Source organism: Pseudomonas sp. PONIH3 (genome assembly GCF_002934345.1).
In the GTDB taxonomy this organism is placed as follows: Bacteria; Pseudomonadota; Gammaproteobacteria; order Pseudomonadales; family Pseudomonadaceae; genus Aquipseudomonas; species Aquipseudomonas soli.
The window spans coordinates 2727410-2746286 of sequence record NZ_CP026386.1 but is presented as its reverse complement, the minus strand read 5'-3'; the positions used below and the strand labels follow the sequence as shown (position 1 = coordinate 2746286).

The following is an 18877-nucleotide window of genomic DNA, read 5'->3' as shown; positions in this document are numbered from 1 at the left end:
AAAAGTGGCGCAGTGTACCAGAGGCGGGTCAGCCGACCACGCGCCGCGGCTGCCCGGCGAAGTAGGCCTGGGCGTTCTCGGCCAGCTGGCCGACGATGCGCTGGCGCGACTCCACCGCGCCCCAGGCACTGTGCGGGGTGATGATCAGGCGGGGGATGTCCGCCGCCAGCAGCGGGTTGCCGTTGTCCGGCGGTTCGACGCTCAGCACATCGGTAGCTGCGCCACCCAGGTGGCCGCCGCGCAGGGCGTCGGCCAGGGCCTGTTCGTCGATCAACCCGCCGCGGGCGGTGTTGACCACCAGCGCGCCGGGCTTAAGCAGAGCCAGCTCGCGGGCACCTATCATGTGCCGGGTCTGCTCGTTGAGCGGGCAGTGCAGGGTCAGGGCATCGACCTGTGGCAGCAATTCGTGCAGTGGCAGGCGATCGGCCCGGGGTGGCCGGCCGGGGATCTGCCCGCTCAGCACGCGTATGCCGAAGGCCTCGGCCAGTCGCGCCACCGCGCCGCCCAGTTCGCCATGGCCGAGCAGGCCGAGGGTCTTGCCCTCCAGCTCGACGATTGGGAAATCCAGCAGGCAGAACTGGCTGGCCTTGGCCCATTGCCCGGCCTTCACCGCCTGGTCGTAGTCGCACAGGCGCGTGGCCAGGGCCAGCAGCAGGGCCAGGGTGTGCTGGGCCACCGACGGCGTGCCGTAGCCCTGGCAGTTGCTCACGGTGACGCCCTGAGCACGGGCGGCGGCCAGGTCGACATTGTTGGTGCCGGTGGCGGCCACCAGGATCAGCTTGAGTTGCGGGTTGGCGGCCAGCGTGGCGGCATCGAGCATCACTTTGTTGCTGATGACGGCCACGGCACCTTGCAGGCGTTCGGCGACCTGGTCCGGGTGAGTCGTGGCATGCAGTTGCAACGTGTCGAACTGGGCATGCAAGGGTGAAAGGTCGAGGTCACCCAGGTCCAGTGACTGGTGATCGAGAAACACGGCGCGACGTGGGCTGGACATCAGGGGCTCCGGTGGCAGGGCAGGATGGGCTCGGCGCAGTGTCCGGCCCGGCGCCGCCGCTCGTCAACGGTCGCGCCTGCGCTCATACCCGCACGGCACAAATCATTCCTTCGGCTGATTTGACCGCTGCGTCACCGAACTACAGTTGTTGCCTGAACTGTCCTGCCCGCTTTGAAGAAAAGGGATACCCATGTTGCAGACGCGCATCATCCAGCCCGCCGAGGGCGCCTACCAGTACCCACTGCTGATCAAGCGCCTGCTGATGTCCGGCGGCCGTTACGAAAAGACCCGCGAGATCGTCTACCGCGACCAGATCCGCCTAACCTACCCGCAACTGAGCGAGCGCATCGCCCGCCTGGCCAACGTGCTGACCGAGGCAGGGGTGAAGGCCGGCGATACCGTGGCAGTGATGGACTGGGACAGCCACCGCTACCTGGAATGCATGTTCGCCATCCCGATGATCGGCGCCGTGGTGCACACCATCAACGTGCGCCTGTCGCCGGAGCAGATCCTCTACACCATGAACCACGCCGAAGACCGCTTCGTGCTGGTCAACAGTGATTTCATCGGCCTCTACCAGGCCATCGCCGGGCAACTGACCACGGTGCAAGGTACCGTGTTGCTGACCGATGGGCCGGACAAGTCTGCCGACCTGCCGGGCCTGCAAGGCGAGTACGAGCAGCTTCTGGCCGCGGCGAGCCCGCATTATGACTTCCCCGATTTCGATGAAAACTCGGTGGCCACCACCTTCTACACCACCGGCACCACGGGCAACCCCAAGGGCGTCTACTTCACCCATCGCCAGCTGGTGCTGCATACCTTGGCCGAAACCTCGGTCCTCGGCAGTCTGGACAGCGTGAGGCTGCTGAGCAGCAACGATGTCTACATGCCGATCACGCCGATGTTCCATGTGCACGCCTGGGGCATCCCCTACGCGGCGACCATGATGGGGATCAAGCAGGTCTATCCGGGGCGCTATGAGCCGGACATGCTGATCAGGCTGTGGCGTGAAGAGAAGGTGACTTTCTCCCACTGCGTGCCGACCATCCTGCAGATGCTGCTCAACTGCCCGTCGGCAGCCGGCCAGGATTTCGGTGGCTGGAAGATCATCATCGGCGGCAGCGCACTCAACCGCGCCCTGTACCAGGCCGCACTGGCCCGTGGTATCCAGCTCACCGCCGCCTACGGCATGTCTGAAACCTGCCCGCTGATCAGCGCCGCGCACCTGAACGACGAGTTGCAGGCCGGAAGCGAGGATGAACGTACCAGCTACCGGATCAAGGCCGGCGTGCCGGTGCCCTTGGTCGAAGCCGCCATCGTCGATGGCAATGGCAACTTCCTGCCCGCCGATGGCGAAACCCAAGGCGAGCTGGTGCTGCGTGCGCCCTGGCTGACCATGGGCTACTTCCGCGAGCCGGAGAAGGGCGAGGAACTCTGGCAGGGTGGCTGGCTGCACACTGGCGATGTTGCCACGCTCGATGGCATGGGCTTCATCGATATTCGCGACCGCATCAAGGATGTGATCAAGACCGGTGGCGAATGGATCTCGTCGCTCGACCTGGAAGACCTGGTCAGCCGCCACCCGGCGGTGCGCGAGGTCGCGGTGGTCGGGGTGCCCGATCCGCAGTGGGGCGAGCGCCCGTTCGCGTTGCTGGTGGTGCGCGAGGGGCAGAGTATCGATGCACGTGCGCTCAAGGACCACCTCAAGCCTTTCGTCGAGCAGGGCCACATCAACAAGTGGGCGATTCCCAGCCAGATCGCCCTTGTTACTGAAATTCCCAAGACCAGCGTCGGCAAGCTCGACAAGAAGCGCATCCGCGTGGACATCAGCCAGTGGCAGGCCAGTAACAGCGCATTCCTTTCCACCCTGTAACCCAGGCGGGGGTCGCGCTTTGTCGGCGCGACCCCGCAGGCTAGACAGTATGCCGCCTTGTCAAACAGCAGAATTGAGCCATGCTTGAGCACTGCCAGCGCGCAGGCCGGCCGATCGGGGTGGGCCGCAAGCAGGACGCGCAAATCACACTTTAGAGGGATCAAGCACCTGTGACCGCTGGCTATAGTCGGGTCAGGGGATTTTCAGGAATGGGGGAGGGCGCCGCACGGCAACGCGCGGCGTCACGGGCAGGAGCCTGCTTCACCAGGCGCTCGAGCCGTTTCTGAAAGGACTCACTGCCATAACAAAAAAGTACATGGAGTAGCGTCGATGACATCTGCAAACCCGTTCTGGCGCCGGGCGAAACTGCCCCTGGCCGTCAGCCTCGCTTCCACGCTCGCAAGTCCTGCTTTCGCGGTCAGCTTCAACATCGGTGAAATCGAAGGCCAGTTCGACTCGTCGCTCTCCGTTGGCGCCAGCTGGTCGACGGCCAACCCGAACAAGAACCTCATCGGGGTCAACAACGGCGGCAAAGGCTTGTCGCAAACCTCCGACGACGGCCACCTGAACTTCAAGAAAGGCGAGACGTTCTCGAAGATCTTCAAGGGCATCCACGACCTCGAGCTCAAGTACGGCGATACGGGCGTGTTCGTCCGCGGCAAGTATTGGTACGACTTCGAGCTCAAGGACGAAGGCCGCGAGTTCAAGGACATCAGCGACTCCAACCGCAAGGAGGGCGCCAAGTCCTCCGGTGCCGAACTGCTCGACGCCTTCGTCTATCACAACTACTCCATCGCCGACCTGCCGGGCTCGGTGCGCCTGGGCAAGCAGGTGGTGAGCTGGGGGGAGAGCACCTTCATCGGTGGCGGCATCAACTCGATCAACCCGATCGATGTGTCCGCATTCCGCCGTCCGGGGTCCGAGATCAAGGAAGGCTTGATCCCGGTCAACATGTTCTACATCTCCCAGAGCCTCACCGACAACCTGTCGGCCGAAGCGTTCTACCAGATCGAATGGGACCAGACGGTCGTCGACAACTGCGGCACGTTCTTCTCGCAGCCCGACATCATTGCCGACGGCTGCACCGACAACCTGCGCGTGTTGAACAGCAGCCGTACTCTCAATGCCTTGCCGGCGGTAGCTCGGGGCGTACTCGCGGCCAATAATGTCAACTACAACGAGGAAGGCGTGCTGGTACGCCGCGGTGCTGACCGGGATGCCCGTGACAGTGGTCAGTGGGGCCTGGCGTTCCGCTACATGTACGAGCCGCTGGACACCGAGTTCGGCGCCTACTTCATGAACTACCACAGCCGGGCACCGATCTTCAGCGCCACCGGCGCCTCGCCTGCTGCCTTCGCCCGCGCCCGTGCGCTGGCGACCGGCCCATTGGCGGGGCTTGCGCCCCTGGTCGTGGCCGGCAACTCGCAGTACTTCGTCGAATACCCCGAGGACATTCGTCTCTACGGCCTCAGCTTCTCCACCACCCTGCCCACCGGTACCGCCTGGAGCGGCGAGATCAGCTACCGTCCTAACGCGCCTGTGCAATTGAACAGTACGGACATCCTGTTTGCCGGTGTCAAACCGCTGGGCGGTCCGTTGTTCGGCAATGCTTCGGTACTCAACGGCCAGCCGGGGGAAGACCTTCACGGTTACAAACGCAAGGAGATCACCCAGTTCCAGACCACTTTCACTCACTTCTTCGATCAGGTCATGGGTGCCAGCCGCATGACACTTGTCGGTGAAGTCGGCGTCACCCATGTGGGTGGTCTGGAGAGCCGTGACAAGGCCCGCTATGGCCGCGACCCGGTCTATGGTCCAGGTGATCTGCCAGGCAATGCCTGCCGCCTGCTCAATACCAGCACCATCGGTGGTTCAGGCCTGGGCAGCTCTACCGCCAACCTGACCCGCAATTGCGAGGGAGATGGTTTCACCACCAGCACCTCCTGGGGTTACCGCGCACGCGCCATCTGGGACTACAACGACGTCTTCGCTGGGGTCAACCTCAAGCCCAGCGTGGCCTGGTCCCATGACGTCTCGGGTTACTCGCCTGGCCCTGGCGGCAACTTCGAGGAAGGGCGCAAGGCCGTCAGCCTGGGCCTGGACGCCGAGTACCAGAACACCTACACGGCGAGCCTGTCGTACACCAACTTCTTCGATGGCAAGTACACCACCGTGGATGACCGCGACTTCGTCGCGCTCAGCTTCGGCGTGAACTTCTAAGAACATTGATCCAGGACGACAAAGAATGAAAATGACCACACGTCTGCTGCAAGCCGGTGTACTGGGCATGTCCCTGCTGGCAACCAGCGTCATGGCTGCGGTTTCCGCTGACGAGGCCGCCAAGCTGGGCGCGTCGCTCACCCCGATGGGCGCCGAGAAGGCCGGTAACGCCGATGGTTCCATCGGCCCGTGGGAGCCGCTGTCCAAGAGCGCCGGCAGTGCCGACGCCAAGGGCTTCCTCTCCGACCCTTATGCCAGCGAAAAACCGCTGTTCACCATCACCGCGCAGAACGTCGACCAGTACAAGGACAAGCTTTCGCCTGGCCAGGTGGCGATGCTCAAGCGTTACCCGGATACCTACAAGATTCCGGTGTACAAGACTCACCGCGGCTCCACGGTGCCGGACGATGTCTTCGCCGCCATCAAGGAAAACGCCACCAAGACCACCCTGGTCGGAGGTGGCAACGGCCTGGAGAACTTCAAGACAGCCGTACCGTTCCCGATTCCCAAGGATGGCGTGGAGGTGATCTGGAACCACATCACCCGCTACCGTGGCGGCAGCGTGACCCGCCTGGTCACCCAGGCCACCCCGCAGCAGAACGGCTCCTACAGCCTGGTGTACTTCCAGGACCAGTTCGTCTTCCGCGACAAGATGAAGGACTACGATCCGGCCAACCCCGGCAACATCCTGTTCTACTTCAAGCAGGAAGTGACCGCTCCGGCGCGTCTGGCCGGGACCGTGCTGCTGGTCCACGAAACCCTTGACCAGGTCAAGGAACCGCGCAAGGCCTGGATCTACAACGCCGGCCAGCGTCGTGTGCGCCAGGCGCCGCAAGTGTCGTACGACGGCCCGGGTACCGCCGCCGACGGCCTGCGCACCTCCGACAACCTGGACATGTACAACGGCGCGCCAGACCGTTACGACTGGAAGCTCGAAGGCAAGAAGGAGATGTACATCGCCTCCAACGCCTATAAGCTGGACGATCCGAAGCTCAAGTACAGCGACATCATCAAGGCCGGGCATATCAACCAGGACCTGTCGCGTTACGAGCTGCGTCGCGTCTGGCACGTGGTCGCCACGCTCAAGCCGGGCCAGCGCCACATCTATGCCAAGCGTGACTTCTATATCGACGAGGACACCTGGCAGGCCGCGGTGATCGACCAGTATGACGGCCGCAACCAGCTGTGGCGTGTTTCCGAGGCTCACGCCCAGCCGTATTACAACGTGCAGGTGCCGTGGTACACCCTGGAAGCCATCTACGACCTGCAGTCGGGTCGCTACCTGGCGCTGGGCATGAAGAACGAAGAGAAGCGCGCCTACGACTTCGGCTTCAGCGCCAGCAAGGCTGACTTCCAGCCAGCGGCATTGCGCCAGGCGGGTGTGCGTTGAGCCGTTGAACGCAAACTCCTTTGATCTCCCAGAACGCCCCGGCTTGCCGGGGCGTTTCTGTTCCAGGGGTGTCCGTCCATCAGCATTGTTTCTTTTTGTTGTAGTCTTTTTCGCTCGATGCGTTTCCATCATCTTCAAATGCGCCGCGTTTGCCGCTAGTCTCGCAACCATCCGTACTGCCGCATTACTCCAATCAGAACGAGCCGGCCATGACAGATTTGTCCCGTACGCATGGAGTCGCCAGCCAGGCCCTGGGCCTGCTGGACGGGCGTTTCTTCCGTCCACCCCTGCCGGAGGCTCACGTCCCCCGAGCGCGCTTGTGCCAGCGCTTGCAAGGCGGGCTGGGCGGGCGTCTGCTGTTGGTGAACGCACCGGCCGGGTTCGGCAAGAGCTCGCTCGCCATCGAATTCTGCCAGGAGTTGCCCGGCCATTGGCGCAGCCTCTGGCTAGGGTTGAGCCAGCGCGATGCCGACCCGGGCCGTTTTCTCGAGCGCCTGCTCGAAGGGCTGCAGCAGTTCTGCCCGGCGCTCGGCGGGCAGGCCATGGGCCTTTTGAAAATGCGCCAGCGTCATCAGCCCTTCGCCTTCGAGGAATGGCTCGATGGCCTGCTTGATGAGCTCGCGCTCTATCTGCAGCCGGACACCCCCCTGCTGCTAGTCCTGGATGACTACCATCTGGCCCAGGGCCCGGTGCTCGATCGATGCCTGCAGTTCTTCCTCAATCACCTGCCTGCCGGGCTGGTCCTGCTGGTCACCAGCCGTCAGCGGCCCGACTGGCATTTGGCACGCCTGCGCCTGTCGCGCCAGCTGGTCGAGCTCAACGAGCAGGACTTGCGCCTGACTGCCGATGAAGCGTTGGCGGTGATTGGTCGTCAGCCTACCGGTCTGCGCGGCCAGGCCTTGGATAATCTGATCCAGCGCAGCGACGGCTGGGTGGCCGGGCTGCGTTTCTGGCAGCTGGCGGCCAGCGAATCCGGCGATGACAACGCCTTGCCCCAGGCACTGCATGGCGGCGAGGGACTGATTCGTGACTACCTGCTCGAGGAGGTGATCGAAATCCTGCCGGCGCCCGTGCAGGCGTTTCTCTACGACACCGCCTGCCAGGAACGTTTCTGCGCCGAACTGTGCGATGCCCTGCGCGAGCGGCACGACAGTGCCGAGATCCTGCGCTACCTGCAGGCCCACCAGGTGTTCCTGGTGCCGCTGGATGAGCATGGGCTGTGGTTCCGCTATCACCATCTGTTTTCCGACCTGTTGCGCAGCCGGCAGGCCAGTGGCCCCCAGGCGGGGCTGCACTTGCGTGCCTGCCGCTGGTTCGAGGGGCAGGGCCTGTTGGATGAGGCGGTGGAGCAGGCCCTGCGGGCCGGCCATCTGGATGTTGCGGCGGACCTGGTACAAAGCCTGTCGGAGGAGCAACTGCTCGCCGAGCAGAATGTCGGCATGCTGCTGCGCTGGAAAATGGATCTGCCCGACAGCCTGCTGATCAGCACGCCCAGGTTGATTGTCCTGTACAGCTGGGCCCTGGGGCTTGCCTGCCAGCTGGACGCCGCCGAGGAGCTGGCGGCCTACCTGAGCCGGTTCCTGCCCGCGCCTTCGGCCACGGCGCAAAAATCGATGCTCGCCCAGTGGCTGGCCTTGAGTGGGGTCATCGCCCGCGGCCGTGGTGATCGCGAGCGAACCCTCGCCTATTGTGGCGAGGCGCTGCAGAGCTTGCCGAGCAAACGTTATGGGCAGCGCCTGGTGTGTCTGTCGACCTTGTCGAACCTGGCCATCGCCGATGGCGATTTCTGGCGGGCGCGGGGCTGGAACCGAGAGGCGCTCGAGCTGGCGCAACGGGTCGGCAATCCGCTGTTCGAGGCATTGGCCCATTACGACCGGGCGCGGGTGCTGCACGCTCGAGGCGAGATACTGCGGGCACTGGATGAAGTGCGCCAGGGGCTGCAAAGGTTGCAAGGCCTGTCGGGCCAACGCCTGTATGCGGTGCGCGCCCGCCTCACTTTGTACGAAGGCTACCTGTTGGCCACCCGCCTGCACTGTGCCCCGGGCCGTGCGCGTTTGCGCGCCGGGCTCAGCGAGGCGCGGAGCTGTCGCGATATCAGTGTCCTGATCGGGCATTGCGTGATCGCGTCGCTCGATGGGCGCGAAGGGCGGTTCGCCGAGGCATTCTCCGAGCTGGCCGAGGCCGAGCGGCTGATGCATATCTGGGATGTGCCGCCGATCTTCTACCTGGCCATGATTACCCTGGTGAAGTGCGAGCTCTGGTTGGCCCAGGGACGTACGGACCTGGCGGAGTCGTGGCTGTTGCGCCTGGGGCAGACCTACGGTGGCGAGCAGCCTGCCGCCGCGCCGGAGTTCCACCCCTTGTTGCCGCTGCATATCGAGTTGCAGCAAGCGTTGCTGGAGCGGGTGCTGGCCCGTGTCGACGATGCCGAAGCGAGGCTGCACAGGCTGATCGAGCGCGGGCAGGCCAGCGCTGGCATGACGCTGATGGTCAGCGCGCAGTGCCAGTTGATCGCGTTGCTGTTGGCCCAGGGGCGTGAGCCCGAGGCGGCCAAGCTGCTTGCGCAGGCACTGGAGGCCGCGCAGGGCGGTGCCTTGCAGGCATTCCAGCGCTTGATCGAGGAGCAGCCGCAATGGCTGCGCGAGCAGTTGGCCGGCCGTGCCGCCTGCCCCGTGCAGCGCGATCTGCTGACGCACCTGCCGCAAGCCCTCGTCGCCAGCACCTGCACCACCGAGGCCCTGAGCAGCCGTGAGTTCGCCGTGCTGGAGCTTATCGCCCAAGGTTGTTCGAACCAGCAGATCAGTGAGCGGCTGTTCATTTCCCTGCATACGGTCAAGACCCACGCCAGTCATATCAACAGCAAGCTGGGTGTGGAACGGCGTACCCAGGCGGTGGCCAGGGCCAAGTCCCTCGGGTTGCTCGTCTAGTGTCCTGTCTCGGAAATAAGCTGTTCACTTTTGGCGGCGTCTTGGGCGCCCGGCCCGCGTTGCCACTCCTCGCCAGAGCACTGCTATGACTCGTCGCGGCGCCTTGGCCGAACACCCAAGCCACTCGCCAAAAGAGAACGTATTTTTGAGACAGGACACTAGTGATCTGCGGCATGGGCGGCCGTTAACATAGCGGCACAAGGCTATCGCCGTTCCGGGCTCATCTTTCCCGATCCGCTGCCGATACACTTTTCGGCGATACGCATCGCCGTGCGCCACTTCCCCACTTCTTCCAATACAGGTCGTGTTGATGCTGCAGTATGGGCAAAAAAGCTTTCTGATCGTCGACGACTTTACCGACTTCCGCACCTCGACCCGCTCGATGCTTCGCGAGCTGGGCGTACGTGACGTGGACACCGCCGACAGTGGCGAACAGGCGCTGCGCATGTGCGGGCAGAAACGCTACGACTTCATCCTCCAGGATTTCCACCTGGGCGATGGCAAGAAGAATGGCCAGCAGGTGCTCGAGGACCTGATTCTCGACAAGCTCATCAGCCATGAGTGCGTGTTCATCATGGTCACGGCCGAGAGCAGCCAGGCCATCGTGCTCAGCGCCATCGAGCACGAACCCGACGCCTACCTGACCAAGCCCTTCAACCGTGTGGGCCTGGCCCAGCGTCTGGAGAAACTGACCCAGCGCAAGACCTTGCTAAAGCCCATTCTCCAGGCCCTGGATCGCAGCCGCCCGGCCGAGGTACTCGCCGCCTGCGCCGAGCTGTGCAAGAAAGACCCGCGGTTCGCCCCGTTGTGCCTGCGCTATCGCGCCGACGCCCTGCGCGACCTCAATCGCTTTGATGAGCTGGAGAAGTTCCTCAAGAATATCCTGGCCAGCCGCCCGCAACCCTGGGCCTACGCGGCGCTCGGCAGCCTGTTGCACAAGCGTGGCCAGAACGCCCAGGCCCAGGGCGTCTACGAGCAAGCCCTCAAGGCCTTCCCGATCATGCCCAACCTGTACGATGGCATGGCTGATGTGCTGGTGGCCCAGGGCGAAACCAAGCGCGCCCAGCACATGCTCGAGGAGGCCGTGCGCCTGTCGCCACTCGCCGTGCGCCGCCAGGCCGCGCTGGGCAAGCTGGCGCTGGATAACGCCGACTTCGAAAGCGCGTCCAAGGCCTATCGCCATGCGGTCAACCAGGGACAGAGCTCGCGCTACAAAGACGCCGAAAGCAATCTCGGCCTGGTCCAGGCGCTGATGAGCAAGAACACCGGCAACGGTCTCGATGCGCGCACCCGGGTGGAAATCAACACCGTGCTCAGCGAGGTGGCCAAGGAGAACGTCGAGGACCAGGGCCTGCAGGTGCGCGCCCGCCTGATGAAGGCTGCCAGCCTGCAGCAGGCCGGAGACCCGGATACCGCCGCCAAGCTCACCGAGCAGGCCATGCTGCGCCTGGAAAAAATGGATCAGTTTTTCTCCGTCGAGGCGGCGCTGACGGTGGCCAAGCAATTGCAGCAACTTGGTCAGGACGCGGCGGGCACCTCTATCCTCAAGGGCTGCGTGGAAACCTACGGGGACGACCCCAAGGTCATGCAGAGCGTCGCCAAACTCACCGACGACCCGCTGGTGCTGGGAGCGGTGACCGAAGCCGTGGACCTCAACCGTCAGGGCGTGCGCAGCTACCAGGGTGGCCAGCTCAACGAGGCGCTGGGCATGTTCCGCAAGGCGCTTTCGCTGCAGCCGAAGAACATCAGTATCGCCCTGAACACCGCCCAGGCCCTGCTGCGCATCGGCGGCGAGACGCCACCGCCGGCGTTGATGCAGGAGTGCCGCGACTGTCTTACCAGCGTGGCCGGCATTCCCGCCAGCGACAGCCGCTACGACCGTTATCGCAAACTGCACATCCGGGTCTTTGGCGCATGAACCAGGACAACCAGGGGCTGGATTTTTCCACGGTGATCGCCTCCACCGTGCACGACCTGAAGAACTCCCTTTCGGCACTGACCCACGCACACAGCCAATGGCTGGCGCGCCTGCCCGAGGAGCTGCGCGGCGGTACCGAGCAGGGCGTGGTGGAGCACGAGCTCAGCCACCTGAACGGCATGCTGGTGCAGTTGCTGGGGCTCTACAAGCTGGGCGTCAACCAGTTGCCCATCTGCCCGGACTACCACGAGCTGGACGACTTCATCGAGGCCCAACTGGCGGCCCAGGAAGATGTGATCAAGCATCGCGACATCCTCGCAACCTGGCGCATCGAGACCGAAAGCCCGTTGGGTTTCTTCGACCGTGAACTGGTCGCCTCGGTGGTGGCCAACGTCCTCACCAACGCCATCCGCTATGCCGGCCACGCCTTGTTGATCAGCATCGAGGAAGAGGGCGAGCAGCTGGTGATCAGCGTCAACGACGACGGCGCCGGTTATCCACAGCGTATGCTCGAACGCCAGCATGACTACGTGCAGGGCATCGATTCGCAGAGTGGCAGTACTGGATTGGGGCTGTATTTCGCGGCGCGGATTGCCGCGTTGCACGAGCGCAATGGCGTGCGCGGGCGGATCGAGATCGCCAATGGCGGGACGCTGGGGGGCGGGTTGTTCCGGTTGTATCTGCCTTGATTTGGTGAGAGGCAAGCTGGACCATGGTCATATTTGCTCTCTCTATCGACTGTACCGAGTTCCAGAACGATGAACCCATTGCCCGTTAGCCTCATCCGCGAAACCTTCCCCGTCGGCCCCTTGCAGTGCAACTGCACCTTGATCGGTGACCCGGTCAGCAAGCACGCCATCGTCGTCGACCCGGGCGGGGACGAGCAGAAGATCCTCGCCCGCCTGCAGCATCATAGCCTGACCCTGGTGAGCATCATCCACACTCACGCGCACTTCGACCATTTCCTCGCCTCGGGCAGGCTCAAGGAGCTGACCGGCGCCACGCTGCACCTGCACAAGGCCGACCAGCCGCTGTGGGAAAACCTGGAAATGCAGTGCCAGATGTTCGGCGTGCCCTATACGCCGGTACCGTCGCCGGACCAATGGCTGAGCGACGATGAGGCGCTGGCCTGCGGCTGCGGCGTGGCGTTGCACACCCCCGGGCACACGCCGGGCTCGATGAGTTTCTGGTTCGCTGAGCACAAGTTGCTGATCGCCGGCGATACCTTGTTCCGCCGTGGTGTCGGACGCACCGATTTGTGGGGAGGCGATCAGCGGGCTATCGTTCGTTCCATCAAGGAACGGCTGTACCGCCTGGATGAGGACGCCATCGTGGTGACCGGCCATGGCCCGGACACCCGCCTCGGCGACGAGATGCGCGAGAACCCCTTCGTGCGCGCCTGAGGTTTCATGGAATTTTTCCGCTGCGCTGCAATCCAAGGCTGGCATAGATCCGTAGTCGATCCGCTGCACTTTCGAATTTCAGTAGGAGCTTGTCCATGTTCACCATGCGTCGTCTGATTATCGTCGCTACCGCCGCCGCGCTGATGTCTGGTTGTGCCAGCCCCAACCCGTACGACAGCCAGGGCCAGGCGCAGGGCTCCACAGGGATGAGCAAGACCGCCAAATATGGTGGCCTGGGCGCGCTGGCCGGCGCCATCGCCGGTGCCGCCATCGACCACAACAACCGTGGCAAGGGGGCGTTGATCGGTGCCGCCGCGGTCGGTGCCGCCGCTGCCGGTTACGGTTACTACGCCGACAAGCAGGAAGCCGAGCTGCGGGCGCAGATGGCCAATACCGGCGTCGAAGTGCAGCGCCAGGGTGACCAGATCAAACTGATCATGCCGGGCAACATCACCTTCGCCACCGATTCGGCGAACATTGCCCCAAGCTTCTACTCGCCGCTGAACAACCTGGCCAACTCGTTCAAGCAGTTCAACCAGAACACCATCGAAGTGGTGGGCTTCACCGACAGCACCGGCAGCCGCCAGCACAACATGGACCTGTCGCAGCGCCGCGCCCAGGCAGTCAGCACCTACCTGACCTCCCAGGGCGTGGATTCGTCGCGGGTCAGCGTGCGTGGCATGGGCCCGGACCAGCCGATCGCCAGCAACGCCGATGCCAACGGCCGTGCGCAGAACCGTCGGGTCGAGGTCAACCTGAAGCCGATCCCGGGCCAGCAGTATGACCAGCAAGGGACCGTGCAGCAGTATCCATAAGCGCCGGATTGGCGATGCCGGGGCTGCGCGCCAGCCCCGGCAATTGCGCTAGATCGCCGGGCACTGGTTGGTCACGCAGTGAATCCCGCCCCCTCCCGCCGCAATGGCGTCGATGTCCAACTGCACCACCTTGCGCCCCGGGTACAGCTTCACCAGCAACGCCCGCGCCTGCTCATCGGCACTGCGGTCGCCGAACTGCGGGGCGATCACCGCTCCGTTGATCACGAAATAATTGATGTACCCCGCCGCGAAATCCGGATTGTCCTCGTTGAACTTGCTGCGCCTTGGTTTCAAGGGCGGCGACATCGTATGCACTTGTAGCTTGCGCCCGTCGGCATCGGTGGCGTTGCGCAGGATCTCGAGGTGCTTGAGTGTCACCTCGTGGTCGTAGGAGTCCGGATCGTTGTCCAGGTTCGCCACCACCACGCCGGGCGCGGCAAAGCGAGCATAGAAGTCCACGTGGGCATCAGTGATGTCCTTGCCCTTGATGCCCGGCAGCCAGATGATCTTGCGCAGCCCCAGCCGCTCCTTCAGTTCCGCCTCGATCTGGGCCTTGCTCCAGCTGGGGTTGCGGTTGCTGTTGATCCAGCTGCTCTCGGTCATGATCCCGGTGCCATGGCCGTCCACTTCGATACCGCCGCCTTCGCCCACCAGCTCGCTGCGCTGGTACTGGGCACCAGCCAACTTTGCAACGCGGGCTGCGAGCTTGGCGTCATGGCGGTGTTGCTGCTTGCCGCCCCAGCCATTGAAGTTGAAGTCCACGGCGCCCAGCGCGCCATCGTCATCGACCACGAAGTTGGCGCCGATGTCGCGCATCCAGATGTCGTCCAGCTCGGTCTCGACGTAGGTGATGTTGTGGCTGCCGCATTCCTCCTCGGCAATGTCGCGTTCGCTGGCGCGGCAGAACACTGTCACCGGCTGGTAGGCAGCGATGGCGCGGGCGATGCGCCCGAGGGCAGCCTGGACGTCTTCGGTGAAGTCTTCCCAGATGGCGTCCTGGGCGCCGAAGGCGATGTAGGCGCGCTGGTGCGGCTCACCCTCGTCGGGCATGAACCAGCGGCCTGCTTCGCTGGCGCGGGCGCTGCCGCTGGCGAAGGGTAGGCCGAAGCCGGCGGCGGCACCGAGGCCGGCGACGACGCTCATGTGTTGGAGGAAAGTGCGGCGAGTGGGCATGGGGTCAGTCCTGTGCGGTCTTGAAACGGGTCCAGACACGCATGCGCGCGCGCATGTCGGCCTGGGGGATGTCCTTGCCCGGGATCAAGCGGGTGAAGGTGGCATCGCTGAGGTAGATGTCCGGGTTGTCACGCAGGCGCGCGTCCACCTGCGACCGGGCCTTGGCACTGGCAGTGGGGTAGCCGGTGAAGTTGCTGATCGCGGCCATGTTCTCCGGGCGCATGACGAAGTTGATGAAACGATAGGCGTACTCCGGGTGCTTGGCATCGGCGGGGATAGCCATGGTGTCCATCCACACCGTGGTGCCTTCGCGAGGCACGCGGTACTGGAAGTCGATGGCCTTGCCCGCGGCCTCGGCGGTGCGCTGGGCCTGGATCACGTCGCCGCTGTAGCCCAGCGACAGGCAGGTGTTGCCATTGACCAGCTCGGTGACCGGTTGTGACTGAAGCTTGCGCACGTACGGGCGGATGCCCTTGAGCAGCTCGCTGGCGGCGGCCAGGTCTTCACGCTTGGCGCTGCGCGGTTCGCGGCCCAGGTAGTGAAGCACCACGGCCAGCACTTCGTCGGGCGAGTCGATCATCGAGATGCCGCAGTCGGCGAACTTGGCCGCCAGCTCCGGCTTGAACAGCAGGTCGAGGCTGTCGAGCGGGGCGCCGGGCATGCGCTCGCGGATCTTCTTCGCGTCCATGGTCAGGCCGATGGTGCCCCAGGTGTAGGGCACGGTGGCCTGGCTGGCCTTGGGGTAGCGGTCGTGCAACTGGCGCAGGCCAGGCTCTATATCATCGAGCGCGCTCAGCTGCTTGCGATCCAGGGGCCGCAGGCTGCCGGCGCGCATCAGCCGTTCGGCCACGGTGTCGCCAGGGAAGACCAGGTCGTAGCCGCTGCGCCCGGACATCAGTTTGGCCTCGAGCACCTCGCTTCCGTCCATGACGTCGTAGATCACCGGGATGCGGGTTTCGGCGGTAAAGCGCTTGAGGGTGTCTTCGGCAAAATAGTCGGCCCAGTTGTACAGGCGCAGGGCGTCCTGTTCGGCCTGGGCAATACCGGCACAGGCCAGCAGGGCGGCGATGGCGAGCAGTTTCGATGGACGGCTTGGCATGGTTCAGGCCCTCGCAGTCGGTGGGGTACGGCCGTCAAGGGTCAGCAGCGGCGCATACATGTCGGGGCGGCGGTCGCGGTAGATGCCCCAGCTCAGGCGGTCTTCGCGCATGCGCGCCAGGTCCAGGTCGTGCAGCCAGACGCCGCTGTTGTCGCGGTCGGCCTCTTGCAGCATCGCGCCCTTGTGGTCGCAGATGAACGACGAGCCGTAGAAGCGCATGCTCAGGCTGTCGTCGCTGCGCGCCACTTCATGGCCGACGCGGTTGGCGGCCACCACTGGCAGCAGGTTGGCGGCGGCATGGCCACGCATGGCCATCTGCCAATGGTCGCGTGAATCCAGTTCGGCGGCGCCAGGCTCCGAGCCGATGGCAGTGGGGAACAGCAGCACTTCGGCGCCCATCAGCGCCAGGCAGCGGGCCGTCTCGGGGAACCACTGGTCCCAGCAGATGCCGATGCCCAGGCGACCGAAGGCTGTGTCCCAGACCTTGAAGCCGGTGTCGCCGGGGCTGAAGTATTCCTTTTCCTGGTAGCCGATGGCGTTGGGGATGTGGGTCTTGCGATACACACCCAACAGGCGCCCGTCGGCATCGGCCACGGTCAGCGAGTTGAAGAAGGCGTTGCCGGCCCGTTCGTACCAGCTGAGCGGGAGCACCACGCCCAGTTCCTTGGCCAGCGCGGCGAAGCGCTTGAGCAGCGGGCTGTCGTGGTAGTCCTGGGCCAGGGCCTGGTGGCTGTGGCACTGCTCGATGCAGAAGTACGGGGTGGCGAACAGCTCCTGCAACAGGATCACCTGGGCACCCTTGGCAGCGGCCTGGCGCACCAGTTGTTCGGCGTGGTCGAGGTTGGCGGGCAGGTCCCAGCTGCAGGCCATCTGCGTGGTGGCGATGCGCAGCGTGCTCATGGGCGCGCTCCTTGCCAGGCCGGCTGCTGCTGGGTGATGCAATGGATGCCGCCACCGCCGTGGGCGATATGGTCGATGCGCACCGGTACCACTTCGCGACCGGGGAAGGCCAGGGCCAGTTGCTGCGCCGCGGCCTGGTCGGCGTCGATGCCATAGGCCGGCATGATCACCGCGCCGTTGGCCAGGTAGAAGTTGGTGTACGAGGCGCAGAACACCTCGGCTTCGGTGTCCACGGCCGCGGTGGCCTCGAACAGCTCGAGCAGTTCGAACGAACGGCCCTGGGCGTCCGTGGCCAGTTCCAGCGCGCGGCGGTTTTCGCGGGCCACTTCGGCATACACCGAGCCATGGTCGTGGGTGGCGTCCACCAGTAGCACGCCGGGGCGGGCGAAGGCGCACACGCCATCGACGTGACCGTCGGTCATGTCGCCGGTGACGTACTGCGGGTCGCCCGGCAGCCAGATGGTCTTGCGGATGCCCAGCAGGCGGGCGAAGCAATCCTCGAAGTCAGCCTTGCTCAGGCCCGGGTTGCGGTTGGGGTTGAGCAGCACCGATTCGGTGGTGATCAGGGTGCCTTCACCGTCCACATGGATGGCGCCGCCTTCGTTGCACAGCGGAGTGCTCAGGCCTTCCAGGCCAAGGTGGTCGAGGATGCGCCGGGCCAGGCTGCGGTCCTTGCCGTGATCGGACTTGCCGCCCCAGGCGTTGAAACGCCAGCTCAGGCCCGCCACGCCGTGTTGCGGGTGGGTCAGGAAGGTCGGGCCGCTGTCGCGGCACCAGCTGTCGTCCACGGCCAGCTCGACCAGCTCGATACCGGCGCCGCACAGTTCGCGGGCGATGGCCATGGCCGACGGATCGACCACCATCTTCACCGGCTCGAAGCGGGCGATGGCGGAGGCCACTCGGGCGTAGTCGCGCTGCACGTCGGCCAGGGTCACGCCCCAGCCCGACTCCCACAGAGGTTGGTTGTGCGGCCAGATCATCCAGGTGGCGGCGTGGCGGGCCCATTCGGCGGGCATGCGCCAGCCGCTGTCGAGGGACAGGGTCATAGTGAACTCCGATCTATTAGGGATTGTTATCAACGAAGCCCGCCGTCGCGGGTGTTGTTGTCCATGTTATGACTGGGAATCCAGGGCGACAAACGATAGATTTAGCGTATTTCTGATCAGTCAGGCTTATCAGCATGCTCAAGCATTGGCCCCCGCTCAACGCCCTGCGCGGCTTCGAAGCCGCTGCCCGGCTGGGCAGCTTCCACAAGGCCGCCGAGGCCCTGAACCTCACCCAGTCGGCAATCAGTCAGCAGATCCGCAGCCTGGAGGGCTACCTGGAACAGCCGCTGTTCCACCGCAGTGGCCGTAGCGTCAGCCTGACCGACGCCGGGCACGATCTGCTCAGCACCACTCAGGCCTTGTTGCAGCAACTGGCGGTGGGCATCCGCCGCCTGGAGCAGTACCGCAAGCCCAACCAACTGGTGGTCAACACCACCCCGGCGTTCGCCCGGCACTGGTTGCTGCCGCGCCTGGCGGACTTCCACCAGCGCTGCCCAGACGTGGACCTGTGGCTGTTCACCAGCTTCGAGGTGCCGGACATGGCCAGCGAGACCATCGACCTGGCGATCCGCGACGATATCGGCGCCCAGGCCGAATGCAGCTTTACCGTGCTGCACCAGGACCAGCTGTATCCGGCGTGCCGTCCGGACCTGCCCGAGCAGGGGCGGACCACCCTGCATGGCGAGCGGGAGATGGACTGGAGCCATTGGCAACTGGAGGGCGGGGAGGACGTGGGGCAGCAAGGCAAGGGGCTGAACTTCTCCGACCCGGGGTTGCTGCTGGAGGCGGCGGGCGAGGGGCTGGGGATCGCCCTGGTCAGTCAGTTGCTGGCGCGGCGGATGGTCGACGAAGGGCGCCTGCGGCCCTTGTCGGTACAGCGCGTGCGCGGGCCGGTGTGGAGCTGCCTAGTGCATTGGGAAAGCCAGGAGGATCCGTTTGCGCGGCAGTTCCTGGGATGGTTGAAGGCGGCGCTGGCGCAGGTATAGCGTTTATCAGAGCCGCTGCGATTTTTCATTGCTCCGATCACCCCGTAATATGTGTCGGATGACTTGCGAGGGTAGTCTCACCCTCTAGATCAAACGGCAGCACCCCGAATCCGGGCGCTGCCCCAGCCTAAAC

Annotated in this window: 14 protein-coding genes; 9 read left to right on the top strand and 5 right to left on the bottom strand. The window is 64.6% G+C overall.

Annotated features, from left to right (window positions below):
• Positions 1-28: 28 nt before the first annotated feature.
• Entirely contained in the window at positions 29-994 is a 966-nt protein-coding gene (locus tag C3F42_RS12695; protein WP_104444514.1) for a 2-hydroxyacid dehydrogenase, read from the bottom strand.
• Positions 995-1184: 190 nt separating this feature from the next.
• Here C3F42_RS12695 and C3F42_RS12690 point away from each other — a divergent pair, with 190 nt between their 5' ends.
• The 8 genes from C3F42_RS12690 (at position 1185) to C3F42_RS12650 (ending at position 13540) form a co-directional block, all read left to right on the top strand.
• Complete coding sequence (locus C3F42_RS12690; RefSeq protein ID WP_094010287.1) at positions 1185-2867, top strand: fatty acid--CoA ligase; 1683 nt, start codon at positions 1185-1187, stop codon at positions 2865-2867.
• 330 nt (positions 2868-3197) lie between these two features.
• Positions 3198-5087 (top strand): DUF1302 domain-containing protein, encoded by a 1890-nt coding sequence (locus C3F42_RS12680; RefSeq protein ID WP_023630622.1) that lies wholly within the window; start codon positions 3198-3200, stop codon positions 5085-5087.
• Positions 5088-5112: 25 nt separating this feature from the next.
• Positions 5113-6477, top strand: a complete 1365-nt coding sequence (locus C3F42_RS12675; RefSeq protein ID WP_104444513.1) for a DUF1329 domain-containing protein — start codon at positions 5113-5115, stop codon at positions 6475-6477.
• Between the two features lie 209 nt (positions 6478-6686).
• A complete protein-coding gene (locus tag C3F42_RS12670) occupies positions 6687-9404 on the top strand; it encodes a LuxR C-terminal-related transcriptional regulator (RefSeq protein ID WP_038707357.1) in 2718 nt (905 codons plus the stop codon).
• A 310-nt stretch (positions 9405-9714) separates the two neighbouring features.
• Positions 9715-11322 (top strand): tetratricopeptide repeat-containing response regulator, encoded by a 1608-nt coding sequence (locus tag C3F42_RS12665; RefSeq protein ID WP_038707358.1) that lies wholly within the window; start codon positions 9715-9717, stop codon positions 11320-11322.
• The gene (locus C3F42_RS12660; RefSeq protein ID WP_023631285.1) at positions 11319-12011 is read left to right on the top strand and encodes a sensor histidine kinase KdpD; all 693 of its coding nucleotides are present in this window, start codon (positions 11319-11321) and stop codon (positions 12009-12011) included. The genes C3F42_RS12665 and C3F42_RS12660 overlap by 4 nt, the downstream gene beginning before the upstream one ends.
• Positions 12012-12080: 69 nt before the next feature.
• Positions 12081-12725 carry an MBL fold metallo-hydrolase gene (locus C3F42_RS12655; RefSeq protein ID WP_094010284.1) on the top strand — a complete coding sequence of 215 codons (645 nt, stop codon included), beginning with the start codon at positions 12081-12083 and terminating at the stop codon, positions 12723-12725.
• Between the two features lie 95 nt (positions 12726-12820).
• Positions 12821-13540 carry an OmpA family protein gene (locus tag C3F42_RS12650; RefSeq protein WP_023631281.1) on the top strand — a complete coding sequence of 240 codons (720 nt, stop codon included), beginning with the start codon at positions 12821-12823 and terminating at the stop codon, positions 13538-13540.
• A 48-nt stretch (positions 13541-13588) separates the two neighbouring features.
• Here the strand turns inward: C3F42_RS12650 and C3F42_RS12645 are convergent, their stop codons facing one another.
• From C3F42_RS12645 to C3F42_RS12630, 4 genes are read right to left on the bottom strand one after another with little or no spacing between them, the layout of a single operon-like run.
• A complete protein-coding gene (locus C3F42_RS12645; RefSeq protein ID WP_094010283.1) occupies positions 13589-14713 on the bottom strand; it encodes an agmatine/peptidylarginine deiminase in 1125 nt (374 codons plus the stop codon).
• A gap of 4 nt (positions 14714-14717) precedes the next feature.
• A complete protein-coding gene (locus tag C3F42_RS12640) occupies positions 14718-15812 on the bottom strand; it encodes an extracellular solute-binding protein (protein ID WP_094010282.1) in 1095 nt (364 codons plus the stop codon).
• A 3-nt stretch (positions 15813-15815) separates the two neighbouring features.
• Positions 15816-16712 carry an N-carbamoylputrescine amidase gene (gene aguB, locus C3F42_RS12635; protein ID WP_038707359.1) on the bottom strand — a complete coding sequence of 299 codons (897 nt, stop codon included), beginning with the start codon at positions 16710-16712 and terminating at the stop codon, positions 15816-15818.
• A complete protein-coding gene (locus C3F42_RS12630; protein ID WP_094010281.1) occupies positions 16709-17758 on the bottom strand; it encodes an agmatine/peptidylarginine deiminase in 1050 nt (349 codons plus the stop codon). Before C3F42_RS12630 ends, aguB begins: the two co-directional genes overlap by 4 nt.
• Positions 17759-17892: 134 nt before the next feature.
• On the opposite strand from C3F42_RS12630, the gene C3F42_RS12625 reads away from it, so the two are divergent.
• Entirely contained in the window at positions 17893-18744 is an 852-nt protein-coding gene (locus C3F42_RS12625) for a LysR substrate-binding domain-containing protein (protein WP_094010280.1), read from the top strand.
• The last annotated feature ends 133 nt before the right edge of the window (positions 18745-18877 follow it).